The organism is Klebsiella sp. JB_Kp004 (assembly GCF_040065795.1).
Lineage (GTDB): Bacteria > Pseudomonadota > Gammaproteobacteria > Enterobacterales > Enterobacteriaceae > Klebsiella > Klebsiella quasipneumoniae.
The window spans coordinates 229,252-247,642 of the sequence record NZ_JBEAKW010000004.1; the positions used below are offsets into that span (position 1 = coordinate 229,252).

An 18,391-nucleotide genomic window follows, 5' to 3' on the forward strand; every position below is an offset into this window, starting at 1 on the left:
CGGGTTGTTGAGAGTTATTTCTGTTTTATGCAATGTCGCCGGGATAACTGGCGTTGTCGTAGTCGTAGAAGGATGCGCGGTACTCTTTGGCGGTAACCTGACACGTCCCGTCTGATTGTGGGGCAATCTCCTCAACAATGGCGTCATAGACATGACGCGTTGAGCCGCAGAACACCAGGCGGACTGGCTCAATGGCTGGTGAAGTCTGGTCAATCTTCAATGGGTCATCAAAATCACTCAGATGGGGAACGGACAACTGATAATCCCCCACTCTGCTCGCCACCATCAGACCGGATGCAGAACCATCCTGATAGCGGATCAGCGCACGGGGGTTTTCGAAAGACCAGTCCAGCGGCTCCGTAACGGTGATGGTTGTCACGCCACCAGCCGTTGTCATCGCCTCCACCAGACAGGAAATCGTGTTGTTCCCCGGAATATCATCCGTGAGCACGATGCGATCGCCTGTGTTGTAGCAGAGCGCATCCAGCTCGGTGGTGGTCTGGTATGTAACCCGCTGCTGAAGATACTTCATCAGGCGACGCATGCCGATCTGGTAGGCGTGATCCTGATTGAGCACCCCATCGAGTTTGTAGTTCTCGATTTTCACCGGCGTGGGATTATCGGATGTCCGACATTTAACAGTCTCCTCCGCCCAGGTGACGCCGTTGATGTACGTCACGTCGACACCATCAAAATCATCGTCGGACGGCACGGTAAATCCGCTCTGCAGCTCCTCCACCATCTCATGCGGCGTTATGATCCCTGTCCAGGGCTTAATCCCCTCGCGGTTGACCGTCGCAAGGCCATCACTTAACAGGAAGCGGGATTTCCCGGCACTGGCTATCATCTGCAGCATTTCCAGCGCCGAGATACTGTCGCCGGTGGCGAAATCGAAATTTTCGCCCCGTGGCGTCCAGTACGCGGACTCTAGTGCGTTGATGGTATCGACGTCCATCTCCAGCCCCAGCGAGCTCCCGACATGCAGCAGCGCCCCCGAAATGGTTCTGGCCGTTCCTGAGTCATAGGAACGCGTTGCCACAACGTTTACGCGGCGGTCTGACTGCGCCGCCAGCTTCCCGCCCGTCTCAACGGTCACCGCCATCAGCGACACATCGGGATAGGATGAAGGACGTATAAGCAGCCGCCCGCGCAGTGCCTGCCAGTACATCGAATCCCTGGCGTTGTTTGAGCCCTGCTCATTGCGCCGACGGCAGCGAACCTCTACCAGTCCCGGAGAACTGAGGGTGATCCGCTCAGTGAATCCCAGCCCGTTGACGTTTTTAAGCGCATACTCGCCCTGGTGACTCACCCACCCCGATCCGGAACCGTAGACGCGATACTGTATCTCCCACTCAACGTGGCGAATCCGTTTTTTGCCCTTACTGTCAAAGCCGCAAATACCGTTCGGGAAAGAGAAATTCACCTCGAACATATCGACGGTCTCATTTTCAGGGCAAACCAGGAACGGCCCCAGCCAGCTCAGCGTGTCGTTAAGACCAGTGGCCTCATAGTCGATCATCGTCCTGGCGGTGAATCCTGGCCACGACTCATCAACGGACCCATTAACCAGGCGCGCCACTGTTGCCGTTGTGCCGTCGGCAGAGACGATCTGGTACTCATTCCCGCGGTGAGCAAGTGAAAGCCGTTGCACACCTTCAGGCATGCCCGAGAATGCGGTTCCCGTAGTGCTGTTATACGCAAGCGTCACGTTTGCCGTTACCGCCGGGCTTCCGCCGGTTGATGCCGTGCCGGAGGTGTAAACCGGGGCATCACCGAAAACGGCTGCAGGCAGCGAGGAGGATGTGATTGCCCCACCCACGTAAGGACTGGCCGCCTCGGTTATCAGTACGGTACCGCCGTTGTCCCGCGCGACCAGGCCGGAGCCAGTGAGCCCCTCGGTGATGGCTGCCAGCAGTCCCGACATCGAGATGTAATTCGCTACCAGCGACACCGTATAGGTGGTGCCCTGCCATGTGATCATGAACGTACTGGAGCTGGTCGAAAAATCGTAGGTGACGGGAGCCGCACTGGCCTGAATTTTTGCTGCACTGCCACCCTCGCCAGGCACAGCGTCCTGACCCGGGGTATAGGACGCAATGACGAGGTCATAATCGACACTGTTGAAACTCAGCGTCACCGGCATCCCCGCTACGGGAGCAAGTTCGGTAAGCAACGAGCTGGCAAAAACACTGTAACCAGAAGAGGTGGAGATCAGATAATTTGTCGGCGCCTTAATTTCAACTATGGCCCCCGTTACCCAGCTGTCCGGGAGAGAATTATCGTCCTCGTCGTCATCGTCACCATCATCCGTATCAAGGCCTGTAAACGTTACGGATGCACCAGAAACCGTCATGCTGTCAGCGATAATATCGTCGGAATCAGGTGAGGTCTGGGCCATGTCCAGCCCTGTTCCGCTTGATGTTCCACCGACCTCTGTCGAGTTGAACCAGTTCTCGCTGCGCTCATCGCCGGAAACATCCGCGCCGGGCGGAAAATAGGTGATACTGAATCCCGGCAGCGTTGAAGCTGGCGTACTACCAACCCGGATATCACCATTGGTATAAATCAGTTCACCGACACCGAGACACAGCAGCATCTGGACACGCATCTTCGTTGGATCAGCAGCGTCGAACCGGGTCACAGGCTGGACCACATAATCAGGGTAGATACGCACCCGGCCAAACACCTCGCGAATCGGATCACCCAGCTTTGCGGTATTTGCCTTCGCCGGGTTCAGGTCGAGACTGCGCCCTGTGGATGATGTATAGCCCCCCGTATCGATACTGCTCATCATAAACAGCGAATAAGCTGCTGCAGCAACGGAGATACCGACACCTATCCACGCGATGGTGGCGGCCTCCAGCCCGAAGGGCACCGGATAAAGCCGGACATCACTTTCAGGGTGGATCACGCAAGTAGCCCACTCGCCTGGCGGAATGGACAGACCGTCAACCTCAATGGTTAACGGCGGTACATCCCGATCCTCGTAACCTTCAACATTCACCGCCAGCCAGTTTCGAAGGCTGATTACGCCATGCTCATGCGTTTCGAGAGGTTCACCGGGAAGCCGGGACGGGTAAAAACGAATGGTCATTGCCAGAACTCCACTTTGACAAACCGCCGCTTAAACCGCGCTAACGGAAGAAACGTTACGTTAGAGCCTGGATTGCATTCCGCCACATGCAGCAGGCCATCAATACTGACGACAATCCCCACATGGGTGACGGCTGAGCCGGAATAGCAAGCCACGCCAGCCCCTTCGCAGGGGTCGCAGCGCTCCAGGGTAAGCATCATTTGACGCGCCTCCCGGTCGAGGCCGCCGTCGTCTTTCGTGACCCCGGCAAAATCAGGCCAGAGAGGCAAGCCCAAATCGCGGCGTATCTCGTTCACAATGCCAAAGCAGTCGAGATCCGGCCATGAGCGCCCGCCCTTCAGCCAGGTGACTGAAAGGTATTTATCAGGGTTAAACATGATGGATTCCTTAGCTGATATAACGTAGTCCGGGGAAGACAGATAGCGTGTAGCGGTAACGCGGCCAGGCCATATCGAGGACATTCATATAGCCCGCAGTGATCTGCACCTCTGTTGCCGTCCAGTAACCCGACTTGATTTTCAGCGTATACGGTACCGCCGCAGGCGCGGCTAAATCCGTGGAGATAAAACTGCGGTATGTCAGCGATGCAGATAACCTGTTAGCCAGGGCATTGCGGATCGTCGTGGACACAACACCATCTACATTGCACAGGGCGAATTTCAAATCTTGCGTACCGTCCGCGTTGCGCGCCGGCAGCGCAATGTCAATCGCGCAGGCGGTAAACGTTACGGTATTGCCGCTCTCTGTCGTCGCCGTAATATCCTCATACCCCTGGCACAGGTAGTGAACATCTGAGCCAACGGTGATCTGCAGCGTTTCAATGATCACCTCCGGCCCGCTGCTGGCATAGAGCCTGTTAAGTCTTGTCATGATTTTTACCCAATAAAAAAGGCCACCCGAAGGTGGCCTTAAAAATTGGTGTCGAATGTGGGTGTACCCTCACCGGCAGGATCGCTATTCCTCACTTTATTTCACGCTCCGGCTACGGAGCGGCATGAAGGACTTTCCCACAAATCGACACAGGTTATTATGAAGGTGAAACGGTTTTAATCAAGCCTTTGGCCACTCCCTGTTAACTGCAAGATCAAGAATATCGCTGTTCACAATGAAGTCAGGGAACTCGGCCCAGCCAGGCGGAAGGATTGGACGCTCCCATAATTCCAGCGTTGCACTATATCGCCAGTATTTACCGCCCTCTGGTGTCGGTCCCTCGTATATATCGACAAACCTACAGACATAATCTTGCGCACCTAAAGGGGTAAGGAGCGGCATGTTGAACCAGTCAGCCCCATCGGTAATGATGTCGCGGTACCAGGCTTCGAAAAGCTGTGCCTGACCATCAGTAAAGATCCATGAAACTGGCGTTTGAGTAGGAACCGAAGTATAAGCTCGCCTTTGTCGCCGCCTGCCGGTAACCATCGCTGTACTTTTTAGCGGAGAAGTCGCTTTAAGACCAAAGTTCTCCTTCAATGGGCAAGGGAGATAATCCTTCGGGTAATTGAGATTAGTTGAAATTGCCATCAGCTAATTTTCCTCCCCGAAGTAGTTTTCCCCATCAAGGCCTTATGCAAATCACCCTGACCGCTTGCGACTGAGTTAACCGCCTTCCGGTATCCCCTTTCTGCCCCCTCATCTGCAGCTTTACGGACCAGCGCCAACGTTGCATCGGAAGGGTTACCATTGATGGGGATAGTGATCGTGGGGGAATAAATAGTTCCACCACCGGTTGACTGTGTAGCGACTCTATCCAGCGTGGCATCCAGTTTTGCGCTGGTCGCTGCAGTGGTCACCCGCTCTCCTTTTTGAAGCAACCAGGTTCCTGTTTCAGGAACTGCATCAATCCCATCGTGGGCCATGCCAGAAAGGGAAGCTGCAGAAATAGCAGCAACCATAGGTTCTGTTATAGCCGCTGCAGCAGCCATCGCGGCTGGAGCTAATCCCGGTCCGACAATTGGGATTGCGGCAGTTGATGCGAAAGCAGCAAGTTGAGCCTGTAAGGCTGTAGCCTGAGCATTAGCGATCATTGAAGGAATAGCAGAGGCTTGGGCACTTTTATTAACCAGCATCTGAACACCTTGATACACGACCCATTGTGCAGCCATATCAACCAGAGCTTTTATCACTGACTTCCCGAGGTCTGAAAAAATTCCCTTTATTGCTTCACCCATTGATTCAGTACCGCTGATAACATCGTATAAATGTTCAGAAATTGAATCAGTTGCAGAACCTAATATTGATGTCATTGCATCAGCCGCTTGCTGATAATAATCACTTGAACTATCCGCGAAATCAGATAATGCGCTTGATATGCCCGACTCCCAGTCATTACGTAAACCATCAGATTCATGATAATAATCTTCTTGAATCTGCAGGCGCTCTTCAAGTGCCGATTTTAACGCATCAGTTTCAGACTCATAAAGTGACTTGGTAATATCACCAGATTGATACTGTTTTAATAAATCCGCTTGTTTATATTCAAAGTCCTGTTGAATGTTGTTTAATTCACGCACTCGGCTACGGTCTTTTAATCCCAATGATCGACCGGCCAGATCATTGTCATACCCTTGCCTTATTATTTTATTCTGCCTATCAAGACCAGAAACAAATTCAGCTAACTTTGCGTTTTCCTGATTTAGCCGTAACTCTTCTTTTTTTGAGTCAATGATTTTAGCCGCATACCTGAGCTGCTCTTTTTGCGCTTCTGATAATGCTTTTAAGTTACCACTGGTAATATCAAAGTTTACTTTTTCAAGCTCTGTTACTTCTGCAGTTTTTTTGCCTGTCGTCTCAATAAGTGCTGCTTGCTTTTGCAGATCAAGAAGCCTGCTTTTAAAAGCATTTTCAGTTGGGTTGCTTTTTGTAGTTACCTTCTGATTTGATTCCCCTTTCCCCAGTTTGTAATCGTCACCTTTTGGTGGTTGTATTCCCATATCAGAGAGAAGCGAAGTTAACCCATTAGCTCCTTTCTCTACTTCCTCTGGGGTTAAACTGGATTTGATGGCTCGAAGGAACTGAAGGCGTTTATTTAAAAAATCTAACTCATCTTTTTGTTCTTTACTTTGATTCCCTCTTTTATTGAGGAACTCGATACGCTGCTCAATATCTTTTTCGTCAGCTGAATCATAGTTCCCTGATACCGCTCCGACCCTAAAGCGGGTGTAAGAAGCAATAGCCCCAAGCCCACCAGCAATACGACCAACAACACCGGCTAAACTGATCGCCTCACCTACCAGGTCGGACAGGCCCTGTAGGATAGCAGGGTCAGTGAAAACATCATGGATACTATCAAGCCCGTCCTGTAGGGGTGATAAATCTACTTTTGCCAGGCCAGACGCAATTTCCATTTTTAAGCCACGGGCGCTTGTCTCTATATCCTGAAAAAATTGATTAACTTTAACTAAGTTATCAATATCTTCCTGCGGCGGAGCTACGCCAAAATCCTTTGATAACTGAAGAAACTGTTTTAGCTTTTCGTTGTTGTTGTCAAACAACGGCAGCATTTTTGACAGGTCATTCCCTAAGCTTTCAAGGATGTTGGTTTTCCCAGCCTGAGTGGGTATTTTCTGTAATGCCGAACTAATAGCCAGCAACTGTTTATCAGGGGATTGCTGGGCCAGCTTCTGAGCTGAAAGCCCGAGCGTGTCCAAAGCCTGCGCAGCCTCACCTGATTTGTTCAGGACCGCATCGCCGACTTTATCATTAATGTCTTTGAAAATATCGGCTATGTTATCGCCGGTTAAACCTGCCTGTTCAGCTGCGTATTGCCAGGATAGCAAGTCCTGGGTGGACATTTTTAATGACTTAGCCCAGCGATCTGCCTCGGTCACTTGCTGCGCTGTATTTTTTACAATTGCTAGCCCAGCAGCGCCAATCCCGACGGCGGCAGTTGCCGCAGCTGCTCCAATAGCAATAATTGAGGTGCTTATTTCCTTGGCGTCTTTTTTAACCTGGTCACGCCATTTTTGCGAGGCTCTTTCAGCCTTATCCATTCCCTGAACAAATCCACCAACCTTTGCGATAAGGTCAATTGTTAATGTACCAAGGGACTTGCCAGCCATCATATTTCTCCGAGGAATAAAAAACCCGCCTAAGCGGGTTTATATTTATCAGAACTTATTCTGTTTCGGTGGCTTGCTTATTTTGCAGTCGGAGACTTCAGAGTGAGTAGTATTACTCATCTCGCTGTAAGTAGTTCTCTTCAAAACAAGTGTTGCTCTATCAACTGAATAAGTTTGCTTATATTTTGTCGAATCCTTACGCCACGTTACCTCAGATGGCCCAAATGCAGCAGGAGCTGTAAAATTTAATCCGCTTCCCATAGATGGCGACTGAAGAGATGCTGAACCATTGTTTTGGTCAAGCACAACGATAAGATCAGGTGCTCTTTCATCTAAATAAGGACAAGATAAATAAGTAATTTTTGCAGTTGCAAGACTTGAAAAGCCTATTAAAGAAATGCACAACCCTAGTAAAAGATTCTTCATTGAGAGACCTCACAGACTCATTTCCGTTTGAGTGCCCAACAATACAATAAACCTAAGACTAGACCCAACTTTTCATAGCTTCTTCCAGAGAAAGCGGCGCTTCGTTGATGTGCGGTGCAAAGTCACTAACCTTGAAAGGAGGCGTGTTCTTTGCCTTATTGATGTTAGCCAGGACAGAAGCCACCAGCGAAGCCCCCCACTCGGTTCGCATTATGACATTAAGCTGACCATACTTATTACGGTACTTTACCCACACCTGAAACTCACGAAGGCTCATTCGCTCCTGAGCCTCCGCTATGGTCCGCCCACCGATGCCGTTCATGACTAACTCACACCAGAACTCGTCTTCTCCTGTGAGTTCGTAGTCTTTCCCAGATCGTTGACTTCCTGGATGACGGCCAGCAAAGCGATAACGATTGGCCCATCGAGCGCGCCACGGTCTTCAGATGCAGTTCCGAGAATGTCTGCCTCAGTAAAGATTTGCTTCCCTTCCTCATCGCAAATATGGGCAGCAATACGCCCAGCCACCGGATCAGATTTTCCGTTGTACGCCAGCAGTTCAGCTTTAGTGGTGTGGTAGCCCATCGGGCGCACATAGACGGTTGCGATATGCTCTTTCCCGTCACGGCCTTTCCACTTAATTTCTTTTTCCACGGGACGCCCGGTAAAGGCACCGGTTTCTTTTAACGTATCGAGAGTAAGTTGCATTTCAGCTCCTGAATTGAAAAGCCCGGATAACCGGGCATATTAATTACGCTGCGGCCTTCGGCACCCATACGGAAGAGCCAGACCGCTGGATCGTGGCGGAGGTCGTCACAACAGCGTTACCCTGGAAATCAAACGGGAAATCGGAAACGTAACCCTGGAAAATGAACCAAGTGCGATCCGATGGCAGTACCAGGCCATCAACAGCATCCTCAGCGCCAGAAGCGGCGGCTGTCGGGACACTGGTTCCATCTGACCAGCCAACCGCAAAAGTTAACGGCGTCTGGTCATTCGCTTCAGCGAGGCCATGCAACATAATGTGGCTGGCGTTCGTCGGATCAGCGTTAAGCCCGACGGTTGCGGCCGCAGGCGTTTTAAGCCCCTTTTTGTAGGTTCTGGAATCCCGCTCACTCAGACAGGTATCTTCAATCTGATCGGCAGGGTTGCCGCCGGGGTTGAAACTGGTGATGCATTCAACCTCGCTGACCACGCCAGACTTGAGCACAAAAAATTGCGTGCCTTGCGTTAATACAGACATGTTTTGTCTCCATAAAAGAAAAACCCGCACAAGGCGGGTCAGTTTGGGGTTGTTGGTTATCTGGGCGTTATCCAGTCAACATCGAAGGAATAGCGGTATCGCATTGTTTCAGGATCGCGGCTTTGTTCACCCCATCGGGTGATATAGGCCTTGCCCTCAATCGCGTCGCGTAAAGCACGGGCAACGGCGATCACGTCGGTGTCAGTATCACCATAGACATCAACCTGCAGAGAATAGTGATCTGCATCTGGCCGCTGGTTCAGATAATTTTCAGGTGAGCCGCCTATGTTTTGCCAGACTGCATAGGGGTAAACGATATTATCGTCCTGCATACCGAACGGATAAAGCCGCACGGGATTTGAACCTAACAAATCCCTGACTGCCTGGCTGGCTGCGCAAACTGCAAATATTGGAGCAATCATACCGGAGTTCCTTTTTTAGCCGCCCATCGCACAGCGCGATCAATGGACTTTTCCAGCTCCACAGCAAAAACGTTAATCACATCGGCATCGACCCCATTCAGTGCAGGCCTAATTATTGGCCTCGCTGCAGCATGTTCTGTGCCGAATTCAAGGAATCGCCAGTACCAGGTATCCCCGCCGGGATTACCTTTATCTCCGGCAGTGTTATAACTTTTACCCGCCCTGCCTTTTCGGACGTTGGCCTTCGTATTGGCGTATTGCCTGGCACCGCCCATCACCCCGACACGAAACGTTGGATCGCCGGTTCTACGAAACGCCTTGCTGCTGAAGCTGACCACAATGTTTTTGTAGATAGCCTCTTTGGTGAGAGGATCATCTACCCGCGCGGCATTATTGCGCGCTCTGTCCCTGATGACGTTTGCCGCTTTACGCAGCGCTGCACGACCGGATTTATCGCGAGTGACCTGTGAGACGGCATCCAGTTTCCCCAGGACGGAATCGAGGCCAGTCAGGTTTACTTCCACGCCATCAGCCATCGTTAGCCCCTTCTGAACAAGGCAGTGTCAGGTATTCCCTGCCGCTCCGTGGATCAGGTAAAACGCCCTCAATGTTGTAGATGCGGCCACGAAACAGGATCCGATGTTTGCGGGTAACACCCTCACGGTAACGAATCGTTATCCGGGTGGTAACTTCGCCCTGAGAGGCCTGGGCGGCGATAAACTCACGTGCGGATAAAGGAGCGACTTCGGCCCAAAGGGTTGCGACATCGCGCCAGGTATTAATTACGGCTCCCGTTGTCGGGTTCTGTTCTTTGACCGGTTCCTGCAGGGTGATCCTGTGACGCAATTTTCCGGCCTGCATATCACCCCCTTGGTTTCCCACTCAGATAGGTTTGCTGCTCTGGCGCCTCTTCGAGATCGCCGGCAAGCGACTGGATAATCACATCGGACAGGGCGACGTTAGACTCAGCCAGGCGGTTTATCGCTTCCGTCTGCTCTCGCTGTGCTGCTGTTTGTTCTCTCAGCGCTGCTATCAGCGCGTTTACCAGTTGCTCGTTCATAGGCTATTTTCGTCCACTTTTTTAACCACTCACGCCTTTTAGCACATCCTGAGCAGCCCATTAGTTCCACCTCCGGTGCCTAATCAGCAGCGCCTCAACGCCCAGCGGAACTTCCGATAGGTTCTGCGCTGCCGCTTCGCGGTTCGCAAACCAGTGTCCAATCAGCAAAAGCATTGCCGCCCAGATGCCGGAAGTAAAAATAACCTCGCGGGGCTGAGTTTCCCCTTCCACTGGCGGCGTTAATGTTTCGACCAGCGCACCGTCGCAGAACCGCTCAACATAATCGACGGAGGCCGACGCATAGGCAGAAATAAGCGTATCTTCGTCGTCACCATCAACCTTCAGATGCGCCTTTATCTGCGCCAGCTGTTCCTCGCTTATTTCCACCTTTACCCCCTGGTTTGGCTTTAGCAGGCTCCGCAGAACCAGAGTCTGTTGCCTTTTCCGGCTCAACCGCCTCGGCCAGATGCAGTTTCACCAGTACTTCGCCGATTTCTTTATGCACCTCGCGGATTTCCCCCTGAGATACCGTTCCCAGGTGATAATGCGAGAACATACGGAGAGCTTTAATTTTCATCGCGTTTACGCGGCCATTGCTGGCCGCGCCCTTTTGTTATGCACCAGTGCTGACAGCAATATCACCCGTCACAATCGCTGCCGGGCGATAGTGGGCCAGCGCCAGGCGCTCTTCGCAAAGGATGGTCAGCATGTTTTTAACGAAGTTATCGCGGTCCTGGTTGCTGATCTCGATGGTGGCATCCATGCGATCCCAAACCTGCGACGCCAGGCCAAACGCGCCAACGGTGAATTTGCCTGCCGTCTGCGCCGTGGTCGACACCACCGGAAGCCCCCAAAGCACTTTCGAGGCAAACGCCTGCGGGCCACCGAGGATGTAATTGCCGTTAGCGTCCTTCAGCAGAGCAATACGGTGCCAGTCCGCCGGGTTCAGAATGATGCCGTCGGCTTCGAACTCACTCAGCGATACCTGATAGATGGCGTGTGCCAGAACATCAGCGCCAGTATCTCCGGTTGCGTTGAGTGTGGTTTCGTAGTCGTTCGCTACTACGTTGAGCCCCTGCAGGTTATCGCCGGTACCGTCCCCGTTCAGCATCTGGTTCTCTTCCACCAGCGCCAGTCCGTACATCATGCGGGAATTGATGTAAGACTCGAGCGCCGGGGCATCATCCATGATCTGGCGCGATGCCTGGATCCAGTGGGCGATAGTTTTCACGTTCGCCGTTTCTTTGGTGAAAGTGATGTTGCTTTCCGGCTTGAGGGTACCTTCTGCCACTGGTGCTGCAGCGTTGGTAAACACGTTTTCGCGCACGTATTCCAGCGCGTTACTGGTGATACGCCCCTGTGCCAGCAAGTCACGCACGGTCAGACGGCGAAGACCAGGCATAAGAATACCCGGCAGCTGCTGCGGCTGGACCAGGGCACCTGCCGACGCTGCACCCGAACCAATCGCTTTATCAAAACTGGTAACTTTCGCTTTGGTACGCGAGCCGTCCCAGCCCTTCATCAGGTCTTCAGATACGCGCTGAGCAAATGACTTCTGCGCAGTCTGATCAGGAGAGTTTCCGGCCAGTTTCTGCTCAAGATCGAACAGGCGGGTGCCGGTGGCTTTCAGTTCTTCCTGTGCTTTCGTCAGATCGATCTGCAGCTGCTTGTTGATTTCACCGGTCTGGTTGATGGATTTACGCTGTTCTTCGATAAGCTCCTTTACTTCTTTTTGGGAGTTTTCGATAGCTTTTTCCAGTACAGATAATTCAGACATGTGTCACTCCGTTAAGGTGTCCGCAGGTTAGCGGCAAATGAGTTAATGCGCTGTGCCAGCGCGTCAATGTCGTCGCTACCGAACTCGCTTCGGCCTGCAGACTTAACACGGGCGATAAATGCCTGTGCTTCTGAACGCGAAAGCCCGACTGAATCCCTCAGCCAGGCCTCCGCATCGCGAATAGATTTGATGCTGTCGATGCTCTTCATGGCTGTTACGCCAGCGAGCTCGTTGGCCGGGAAAGTACAGACGCTAATTTCCCGCAGGTAAGAGATGTTTTTGAAGATGAGCCCTGACGTGCCAACGGTGTAATCATCAGGCCCAACGGAAAACCCCACTGACATCCCTTCAACCGTGCCATGCTGCATGGCAGCTTTCAGGTCTTCGGCCAGGCTAAGCCCTGGAGTAAGTTGACCACGGACAAATAGCCCCTTGTCATCTTCATGCATGGCATCCCATTTACCGACCGGGATAGCGCGTGTCTGGTGGTTAAAGAACATGGCCACCTTGCGGCTCTGATTAGCAATCACACCAGCGAACGCACCAGGCAAAATAATGTCGCCATCGGCGTCGGTGTTATTAAAAACCGAGGCATACCCTTCAAATGTTCCCTTACTGCCGTCGCCGATGAACTTGATTTCTGTCTGGTCGAAAGCCAGCGTCTTCTGAATGTCAGGCATCATAGCCCCCATAAAAATTAAGCCCCGGCATTGCGGGGCTCTTTGTTTGTTCCGAGATCGGTAATGGGCACGTTCTGCGACTGCCGTGTCGCCACATCACCTCCGGGCAGCGGCGGCAGGTTATCCAGCCTTCGAACCTCGTTAACGGTCCGAATACCGGTGTTTACCATGATTTGCATAAATGATGCTCGGCTTGTTGAATCACCGCGCAACAGCCCGTCGAGGTTATGCTCGGCGTGAATGACGCCCTGTTCTGACTCTTTGACCAGCCAGCGCTCAATGCTGTACTCCCACCGATCAAGGTAGGGTTTGAGGGTATACTGGAGAAAGCCCAGGTTTTGCTGTTCAATCCCCGATCCCCAGGAGGTGGTTTTGTCCACGTCGCCGACCAGATGTGGAGGCACGCCGTAAAATCGCGCCAGTTCGGCGACCTGAAATTTACGCGCAGCCAGAATTTCTGAATCCTGAGGCGAAACGCCGATAGGTTGCGTGGTGAAGCCGCTCTCAAGGATCCAAAGCCGCTTTTTGACCGGGCCACCAGCAATCTCCTTAAAGTTTTCCTCCAGTTGCCCGCGCTGCTCTTTCGTCAGCACCTTGCCGTCAGTCATCAGGATCTGCGGAGACTTCGCACCGTTGGCGAAAAATTCACGCTGGTTATCTTCCATCGCTATGGCCACACCAGCAGACTTCGCACTGAATGCCAGCGGCGAAAGACCAGTCAGACCATTGAAGCCAAATCCTTTGAGATGAAAAATTTCTTTCTGTGAAAAGTCGGCGTATTCAGTGTCCCGTCGGTAGCGGTAGATAATATTTTTACCGTTATCGCTGAGCCGAACTTCCATATTGGCGCTCATCAGTGGAACCATGCTAATCACGTCACCAACACCGTTTCGCTCAACATGTGCATAGGCGTTGCCGTAGGCACATAACTGCATAGTCATTGCTTCGCGAAACTCAAGAGCGGTCATGAAGTTGTTGGGACGGAATCTCAGCAGTTTCGCAAGGGGGTGACTGTTGTCCACTTTCGTGCGCTGATCATTTTTGGTCTGATAAACATCGAGTGGTAAAGATGCTGTTACGGTGGAGATTAACCTGATGCAGGCCCATACCGTACTGATTTGCATATTACGCTCATCAGTCACAACAGAATCACCAACCACACCGTGCGCTGACGTACCCGCCATTTGCGAGCCCTTATCGGGTGTCACCAGGCGACCGCCGGTCAGGATAGAGGCCATGCGCGCCCAGAATGGCGATCGCGTCCGCAGGTCAATGCTGTAATCGGTATCTGCCATTTTTACACGCTCAAAAAGTTGTAAATGAAATCATTAACGTCACCCTGCTCCTCTACCTCGTCACTGGTCTGCGCGCCAATAGACATCGCCAGCGCGACCATGCCGTCGATACGTCCGCTCGACTTACCTTTTACAAACTTTCGGTTACCGGCAGGGTCAGTGATTACCGTGGCGTTTTTGGCGCACATTTCGAGGATCGGATGATTGCCGTGCTTCAACTGCGCACCGAGCAGTTTGGCTTCCAGCTCCCTGAGCGCAGGCGACATGGAAACAAACCCCTGACCGAACTCTACGAATCGTTCGAGCTCCACATCTGTGAAACCAGCATCGATGAGATGCGGGCGAAGGAATCGCATGTTATAGCGGTCAAACGCCAGCGCCCTGACGTTACAGAGATCAAAAACGCGCCGCAGCTCCCTGGCGATAAATCCATACTCGATAGCCTTACCTGGTGTCGTGTTTAGCCAGCCTTGCTTCGCCCATATGTCATAAGGCACACGATCGTTACGCGCCTTATCTGCCAGCCCTTCCTCTGGTAGCCAGAACTTACAGTGCACATCGCCCTGCGTGGTGTTCAGCACCAGTGCGGTCAGGTCTGACACGCTGGAAAGATCGAGACCACCCCAGACGGTAGCCCCCGCCAGTTCGCCGGGTTCCTCCTTGTTCATATGCCAGACACTCTGGCTAACGAAGGGGCTTTTCGCTTCAACCCTGCGGTTTAACACAAGGTTCTCAAACTCTGCCTGGCGAGACGGCAGGCGTTTCGCACTGGCGGCCATATCCAGCACTTCTTTCTGGTTCATGAACACATCGAAGGCCGGGTTTGCCAGCCTGATGGCCTCAACAGAGAAAGGATCGATATCTTCCGGCGCGGTCTGAAGCCGGACCACCGTCCGGGGATCGGCTCCGGTCAGTCCATCATCAATCAGCAGGCTAAGCAGGTCGCTCGCATCGGGCGCCTGGGTGCTGATGATTATCGAAATAGGGTTATCCTGTGCAGCGGTGGCGGTTTCCAGCGCTTCATAAAGCGGGTCTCGCGGCCCACGAACCTGGCCCAGTTCGTCGTGTGCGACAAATCGCGGCGAGAAACCGTAGGCCGTGGTAGCTTCGGCACTCAGTGCGCGGTAATAAGAACCCAGCTCAGGGCAGTGGATTTCTTTTGCTGAATCCTTGATCGCAACGTACTGCATTAGTACCGGGTTCATCCGGCACATCTTCGAGGCCAGGTTAAACAGAATGGCCGCCTGGTCGCGTGAGCGTGCCGCAGAATACAGCTGCGAGTTCGGTGCAGCCTCGGGCCCTACCAGGTAGAGCAGCATCAGCATGGCGGTTTCCACCGTTTTGGCGTTTTTTCGCCCGCGACTGATGATCGCGCGACGTGTACCATGCTTGTTGTCGAAAATGGCTCTGAAGTCATCCTTCATGAACTCAGCCATTTTCAGCGGCTGGCCGACAAACTTACCTTCGGGAATATAAATATTTCTTTCGCACCAGAGGATATTCCTCTCGGCTCTTGTCAGAGTTTTTTTAGCCATCGAAGAGCCTTATTCAATTTCCCAGGGTTTTTTCTCCCGCGGCAGATTTTTGTTGGCGCGTCCTACTGTTTTAGGATCAGCAGTCGCCTGCCGGGTGATACGCAGTCGCGTTGCCAGTGAAGACGCAGAACGCACTTCACGCTCGCGCATCGTGAGCAATTTATCGTAGCGCTTCAGCCCATCATCCCGAGCCAGCCACTCCAGCTCAAACTCCTCGATCTGAGTGGTTAACAGTCTCGCCTGCACCACATGCCGACAGTACATTTCCATCATGTCGCGATGTGTTTCAGTAAATGAGCTGGCCGGGTTATCGTTAACCAGTCTGATCCAAACGTTTATCTCTGGATCGCTAAGGTGTAACGAGGGCTGCAGCCTGCTTTCAGCCAGAGCCGGAAGCGACACAGCCGTCGTCGCGGCAAGAGATTTTCTGCCTCGCTGTGCCATCGCTTTTTTCCTTTTTTTCTGGACGTTTTTGAAAAGAAAACTGGGGGCGCGGTCTTTTTACGATTGCCGCCAGAGTTTTACCCCTCCCCCCACCCTCTCGGGCTGATAATGAGAAAAATTATCATTTCTCGATGATCCGCAGGTTTTCAAGGGGAGGACTGTGTAACATCAGGCGCTCACCGACACCGACAGACATTGTCAGGATGATCGTTGGTAGCGTCTCTTTTGCTGTATGACTGAAGGAGATGGCGGATGCAGAAAGAAAGCTCACACCATCAATGCTCAGCTCCACCAGCTTGCCATCCTGGTATTCAATCTTCATGTCTTGCATTGCGTGCTCCTGTTACCAGATAACCCTGCCTTCATTGTCGAACTCGGTAACCGTTCCGCCCTTCTCCATGCGTTGCTTAACCGAGTCGTGGCAGCGCTTGCATAGCGACTGAAGATTGTCCGGGTTGTGGAAAAGGGTTTCATCGCCCTTATGAGGTTTGATGTGGTCAACAACGGTTGCGGATATCACCTGATTTCGTCTGAGGTGAAACTCGCAGAGTGGCTGCTTCTGAAGCTGGTGATAACGCAACCGGTACCAACGTTTGGTGTTATAGAGATGATGCCAGGGTGAACTGGAAGCCATATTCACTCCAATAAAAAGCCACCAGCAAATGCCGGTGGCTTCATTTCGAAAAAGTCATAAGAATTACATCAATCTAAGCGAGAGTCAGTAACACCTGAAACTACTAACTCCTTGATACCACGACAAACTTCAAAGAATGCATTGTTATCATTTGGATCGGAAACCAAGAATGATTTTTTACCTTCAGCTAACTCAACATTCAATCGCCCATTGGATTTCCACATTGAAACGGAAACTACATGATGTGAGCCGCCACCATACTCCGAGTCGTCAACGACGGTCGAAATTTTGAAGTTCAATCTGTACTCGTTATCGAGATCAAATCCAGCAATAGGCATCTGCTGGAACAACCTTTTTTCGTTAAATGTACCCACGGAAACATATGGGTGAGGTACTTTATTGGCATCAATCCATGAATCTGATGGCAGGGATAGAGAGTCTTTATATTCAGAAACTAACTTTCTCGCCGATTCTTGCAATTCAGATTTACGATTACTGAATTTGGTCTGCAATTCTTTATATCGCTGCTGAATATCCTTAAAGGTAATATGCATGGTTTCTCCTTACGATTTACAAGAAACAGCATTTTACCCTCAAGACAGAAATTTTTCTCATCCAAAATGGTTTTGTTTGCATTATCACAGGCACTCAGTGAATGCCTGCTGTAATGCCTTAACTAGCCTGCTCAGCCGCGGTATCAAACAGCGCCAGCGCCTCGGTCGATTCCTGAACTGCTTTGATGGTCCGCGCCACCACTTCGGATTCAGTTGTCACGCGACTGTACTGCTGGATGAACAGCTGATATTTGAGCTGGCTATCCTGGACGAACTCAATCGCCTTAGCAGCGGCCGCGGTGTCGTAGTTCAGGGTGGAAAGCAGATTCAGTCGAATCTGTTCTGCCGGTGTGATCTCTGCCATGTTTTACCTCTGTGCGATGTGGGGAGCATTATCGAAGCCACTCGGTCAGTGGCTTCTGTAATATCCTCACGTGGGGATGAAGGCTGGTTTATCCCTTGGTGGGGTTAGCGAATGGGAAAGTTAATGAGGAACATAAGACCGATAAACGCGCACAGAATCCCAATAACTCCACCCACAACAATGAGCGTCCAAACGATAATGGTTCCTATGGTTGCAATCATTTCTTAGCCTCTTCGGTAGGTTGTGGATAAGCAGCAGAAAAAAATCATAAATATCTACCGCTTACGCTTGTTGTTTCTGAGTTGGCTCCTAGGCTAAAAGAGCCATTACATAAAAGACCTTGCGTTTACTTACCCGTGGACCTCAAGGATGAGGCCATTTATTTAACTCAATGAGTAGGGGTAATGCTCTGGCAGTTGGCCTGCACTGCTTTGTTGTGCGCCAGAATGTCGCGCTTGGTCTGCTTATCCAGCACGTCGATATCGTGGTCGGTCAGGTAGATGATCCGCACCCAGCTGCAGGCCGTATCAACGACTACCGGGGCGGGTAAACTTTTCGCGCAGCTCCCGATCAACATCGTCATCAGGCATATGACTAACACTCTGCTGTACATCACTGGCCCCTTTCACAACTTCCGCCTTACGTTCTGCCGCGGCGACGGTGGCGGCGGCCTTCTCTTCGGTACGCTGCTGATCGGCTTTGGCTTCCGCCTTACTGGTCCCACGAGCATGACCAATGCCGAACGCGCCAGTGATAGCAGCCAGGATGACAACCACCAGCCCCGCGATAGCTTCGATTCCCATAA

26 protein-coding genes are annotated in these 18,391 nt (G+C 51.9%); all 26 read right to left on the reverse strand.

Annotated elements, in window-relative coordinates; all coding sequences use genetic code 11:
• Positions 1-25 precede the first annotated feature (25 nt).
• The 26 genes from ABLX76_RS05320 to ABLX76_RS05445 all read right to left on the reverse strand — a co-directional run bounded on the left by ABLX76_RS05320 (position 26) and on the right by ABLX76_RS05445 (position 18,389).
• The gene (locus ABLX76_RS05320; RefSeq protein ID WP_348874136.1) at positions 26-3,094 is read right to left on the reverse strand and encodes a host specificity factor TipJ family phage tail protein; all 3,069 of its coding nucleotides are present in this window, start codon (positions 3,092-3,094) and stop codon (positions 26-28) included.
• The gene (locus ABLX76_RS05325) at positions 3,091-3,471 is read right to left on the reverse strand and encodes a hypothetical protein (RefSeq protein WP_040177164.1); all 381 of its coding nucleotides are present in this window, start codon (positions 3,469-3,471) and stop codon (positions 3,091-3,093) included. The genes ABLX76_RS05320 and ABLX76_RS05325 overlap by 4 nt, the downstream gene beginning before the upstream one ends.
• Before the next feature lie 10 nt (positions 3,472-3,481).
• Positions 3,482-3,964 (reverse strand): DUF1833 family protein, encoded by a 483-nt coding sequence (locus tag ABLX76_RS05330; protein ID WP_323093917.1) that lies wholly within the window; start codon positions 3,962-3,964, stop codon positions 3,482-3,484.
• Between the two features lie 180 nt (positions 3,965-4,144).
• On the reverse strand, positions 4,145-4,615 hold the full coding sequence (locus ABLX76_RS05335) for a hypothetical protein (protein WP_021312569.1): 471 nt from the start codon (positions 4,613-4,615) through the stop codon (positions 4,145-4,147).
• Positions 4,615-7,152 carry a phage tail tape measure protein gene (locus ABLX76_RS05340; protein WP_348874219.1) on the reverse strand — a complete coding sequence of 846 codons (2,538 nt, stop codon included), beginning with the start codon at positions 7,150-7,152 and terminating at the stop codon, positions 4,615-4,617. The genes ABLX76_RS05335 and ABLX76_RS05340 overlap by 1 nt, the downstream gene beginning before the upstream one ends.
• A gap of 48 nt (positions 7,153-7,200) precedes the next feature.
• Entirely contained in the window at positions 7,201-7,578 is a 378-nt protein-coding gene (locus tag ABLX76_RS05345; protein WP_125305341.1) for a hypothetical protein, read from the reverse strand.
• A gap of 58 nt (positions 7,579-7,636) precedes the next feature.
• Positions 7,637-7,900, reverse strand: coding sequence for a hypothetical protein (locus tag ABLX76_RS05350; RefSeq protein ID WP_064188264.1), 264 nt, complete (start codon positions 7,898-7,900; stop codon positions 7,637-7,639).
• 2 nt (positions 7,901-7,902) lie between these two features.
• Entirely contained in the window at positions 7,903-8,286 is a 384-nt protein-coding gene (locus ABLX76_RS05355) for a phage tail assembly chaperone family protein, TAC (protein ID WP_004899623.1), read from the reverse strand.
• A 43-nt stretch (positions 8,287-8,329) separates the two neighbouring features.
• Positions 8,330-8,821, reverse strand: coding sequence for a phage tail tube protein (locus ABLX76_RS05360; RefSeq protein WP_004104226.1), 492 nt, complete (start codon positions 8,819-8,821; stop codon positions 8,330-8,332).
• A 56-nt stretch (positions 8,822-8,877) separates the two neighbouring features.
• Entirely contained in the window at positions 8,878-9,243 is a 366-nt protein-coding gene (locus tag ABLX76_RS05365) for a DUF3168 domain-containing protein (protein WP_004104227.1), read from the reverse strand.
• A complete protein-coding gene (locus ABLX76_RS05370) occupies positions 9,240-9,779 on the reverse strand; it encodes an HK97-gp10 family putative phage morphogenesis protein (protein WP_348874140.1) in 540 nt (179 codons plus the stop codon). Before ABLX76_RS05370 ends, ABLX76_RS05365 begins: the two co-directional genes overlap by 4 nt.
• Positions 9,772-10,104, reverse strand: a complete 333-nt coding sequence (locus tag ABLX76_RS05375) for a phage head closure protein (RefSeq protein ID WP_004184710.1) — start codon at positions 10,102-10,104, stop codon at positions 9,772-9,774. The genes ABLX76_RS05370 and ABLX76_RS05375 overlap by 8 nt, the downstream gene beginning before the upstream one ends.
• A gap of 1 nt (position 10,105) precedes the next feature.
• Positions 10,106-10,303 (reverse strand): hypothetical protein, encoded by a 198-nt coding sequence (locus ABLX76_RS05380; protein ID WP_004899632.1) that lies wholly within the window; start codon positions 10,301-10,303, stop codon positions 10,106-10,108.
• A 60-nt stretch (positions 10,304-10,363) separates the two neighbouring features.
• On the reverse strand, positions 10,364-10,690 hold the full coding sequence (locus ABLX76_RS05385; RefSeq protein WP_117045525.1) for a head-tail connector protein: 327 nt from the start codon (positions 10,688-10,690) through the stop codon (positions 10,364-10,366).
• The gene (locus ABLX76_RS05390; protein WP_044067369.1) at positions 10,638-10,880 is read right to left on the reverse strand and encodes a hypothetical protein; all 243 of its coding nucleotides are present in this window, start codon (positions 10,878-10,880) and stop codon (positions 10,638-10,640) included. Before ABLX76_RS05390 ends, ABLX76_RS05385 begins: the two co-directional genes overlap by 53 nt.
• A 36-nt stretch (positions 10,881-10,916) precedes the next feature.
• The gene (locus tag ABLX76_RS05395) at positions 10,917-12,080 is read right to left on the reverse strand and encodes a phage major capsid protein (protein ID WP_031591503.1); all 1,164 of its coding nucleotides are present in this window, start codon (positions 12,078-12,080) and stop codon (positions 10,917-10,919) included.
• An 11-nt stretch (positions 12,081-12,091) separates the two neighbouring features.
• The gene (locus ABLX76_RS05400) at positions 12,092-12,760 is read right to left on the reverse strand and encodes an HK97 family phage prohead protease (protein ID WP_004184715.1); all 669 of its coding nucleotides are present in this window, start codon (positions 12,758-12,760) and stop codon (positions 12,092-12,094) included.
• Between the two features lie 17 nt (positions 12,761-12,777).
• Complete coding sequence (locus ABLX76_RS05405; protein WP_004143903.1) at positions 12,778-14,055, reverse strand: phage portal protein; 1,278 nt, start codon at positions 14,053-14,055, stop codon at positions 12,778-12,780.
• A gap of 2 nt (positions 14,056-14,057) precedes the next feature.
• Positions 14,058-15,590 (reverse strand): terminase TerL endonuclease subunit, encoded by a 1,533-nt coding sequence (locus tag ABLX76_RS05410; RefSeq protein WP_004143904.1) that lies wholly within the window; start codon positions 15,588-15,590, stop codon positions 14,058-14,060.
• A gap of 9 nt (positions 15,591-15,599) precedes the next feature.
• Positions 15,600-16,034, reverse strand: a complete 435-nt coding sequence (locus ABLX76_RS05415) for a hypothetical protein (protein WP_004143905.1) — start codon at positions 16,032-16,034, stop codon at positions 15,600-15,602.
• 121 nt (positions 16,035-16,155) lie between these two features.
• A complete protein-coding gene (locus ABLX76_RS05420; RefSeq protein WP_323093909.1) occupies positions 16,156-16,365 on the reverse strand; it encodes a serine acetyltransferase in 210 nt (69 codons plus the stop codon).
• Positions 16,366-16,377: 12 nt separating this feature from the next.
• A complete protein-coding gene (locus ABLX76_RS05425; protein WP_049109190.1) occupies positions 16,378-16,668 on the reverse strand; it encodes an HNH endonuclease in 291 nt (96 codons plus the stop codon).
• A 68-nt stretch (positions 16,669-16,736) separates the two neighbouring features.
• A complete protein-coding gene (locus ABLX76_RS05430; RefSeq protein ID WP_086551337.1) occupies positions 16,737-17,222 on the reverse strand; it encodes a hypothetical protein in 486 nt (161 codons plus the stop codon).
• Between the two features lie 118 nt (positions 17,223-17,340).
• On the reverse strand, positions 17,341-17,586 hold the full coding sequence (locus ABLX76_RS05435; protein WP_048271635.1) for a DUF2560 family protein: 246 nt from the start codon (positions 17,584-17,586) through the stop codon (positions 17,341-17,343).
• A 388-nt stretch (positions 17,587-17,974) separates the two neighbouring features.
• Positions 17,975-18,163, reverse strand: coding sequence for a hypothetical protein (locus ABLX76_RS05440; protein ID WP_065520060.1), 189 nt, complete (start codon positions 18,161-18,163; stop codon positions 17,975-17,977).
• Positions 18,114-18,389, reverse strand: a complete 276-nt coding sequence (locus tag ABLX76_RS05445; protein WP_211657965.1) for a hypothetical protein — start codon at positions 18,387-18,389, stop codon at positions 18,114-18,116. The genes ABLX76_RS05440 and ABLX76_RS05445 overlap by 50 nt, the downstream gene beginning before the upstream one ends.
• Positions 18,390-18,391 lie beyond the last annotated feature (2 nt).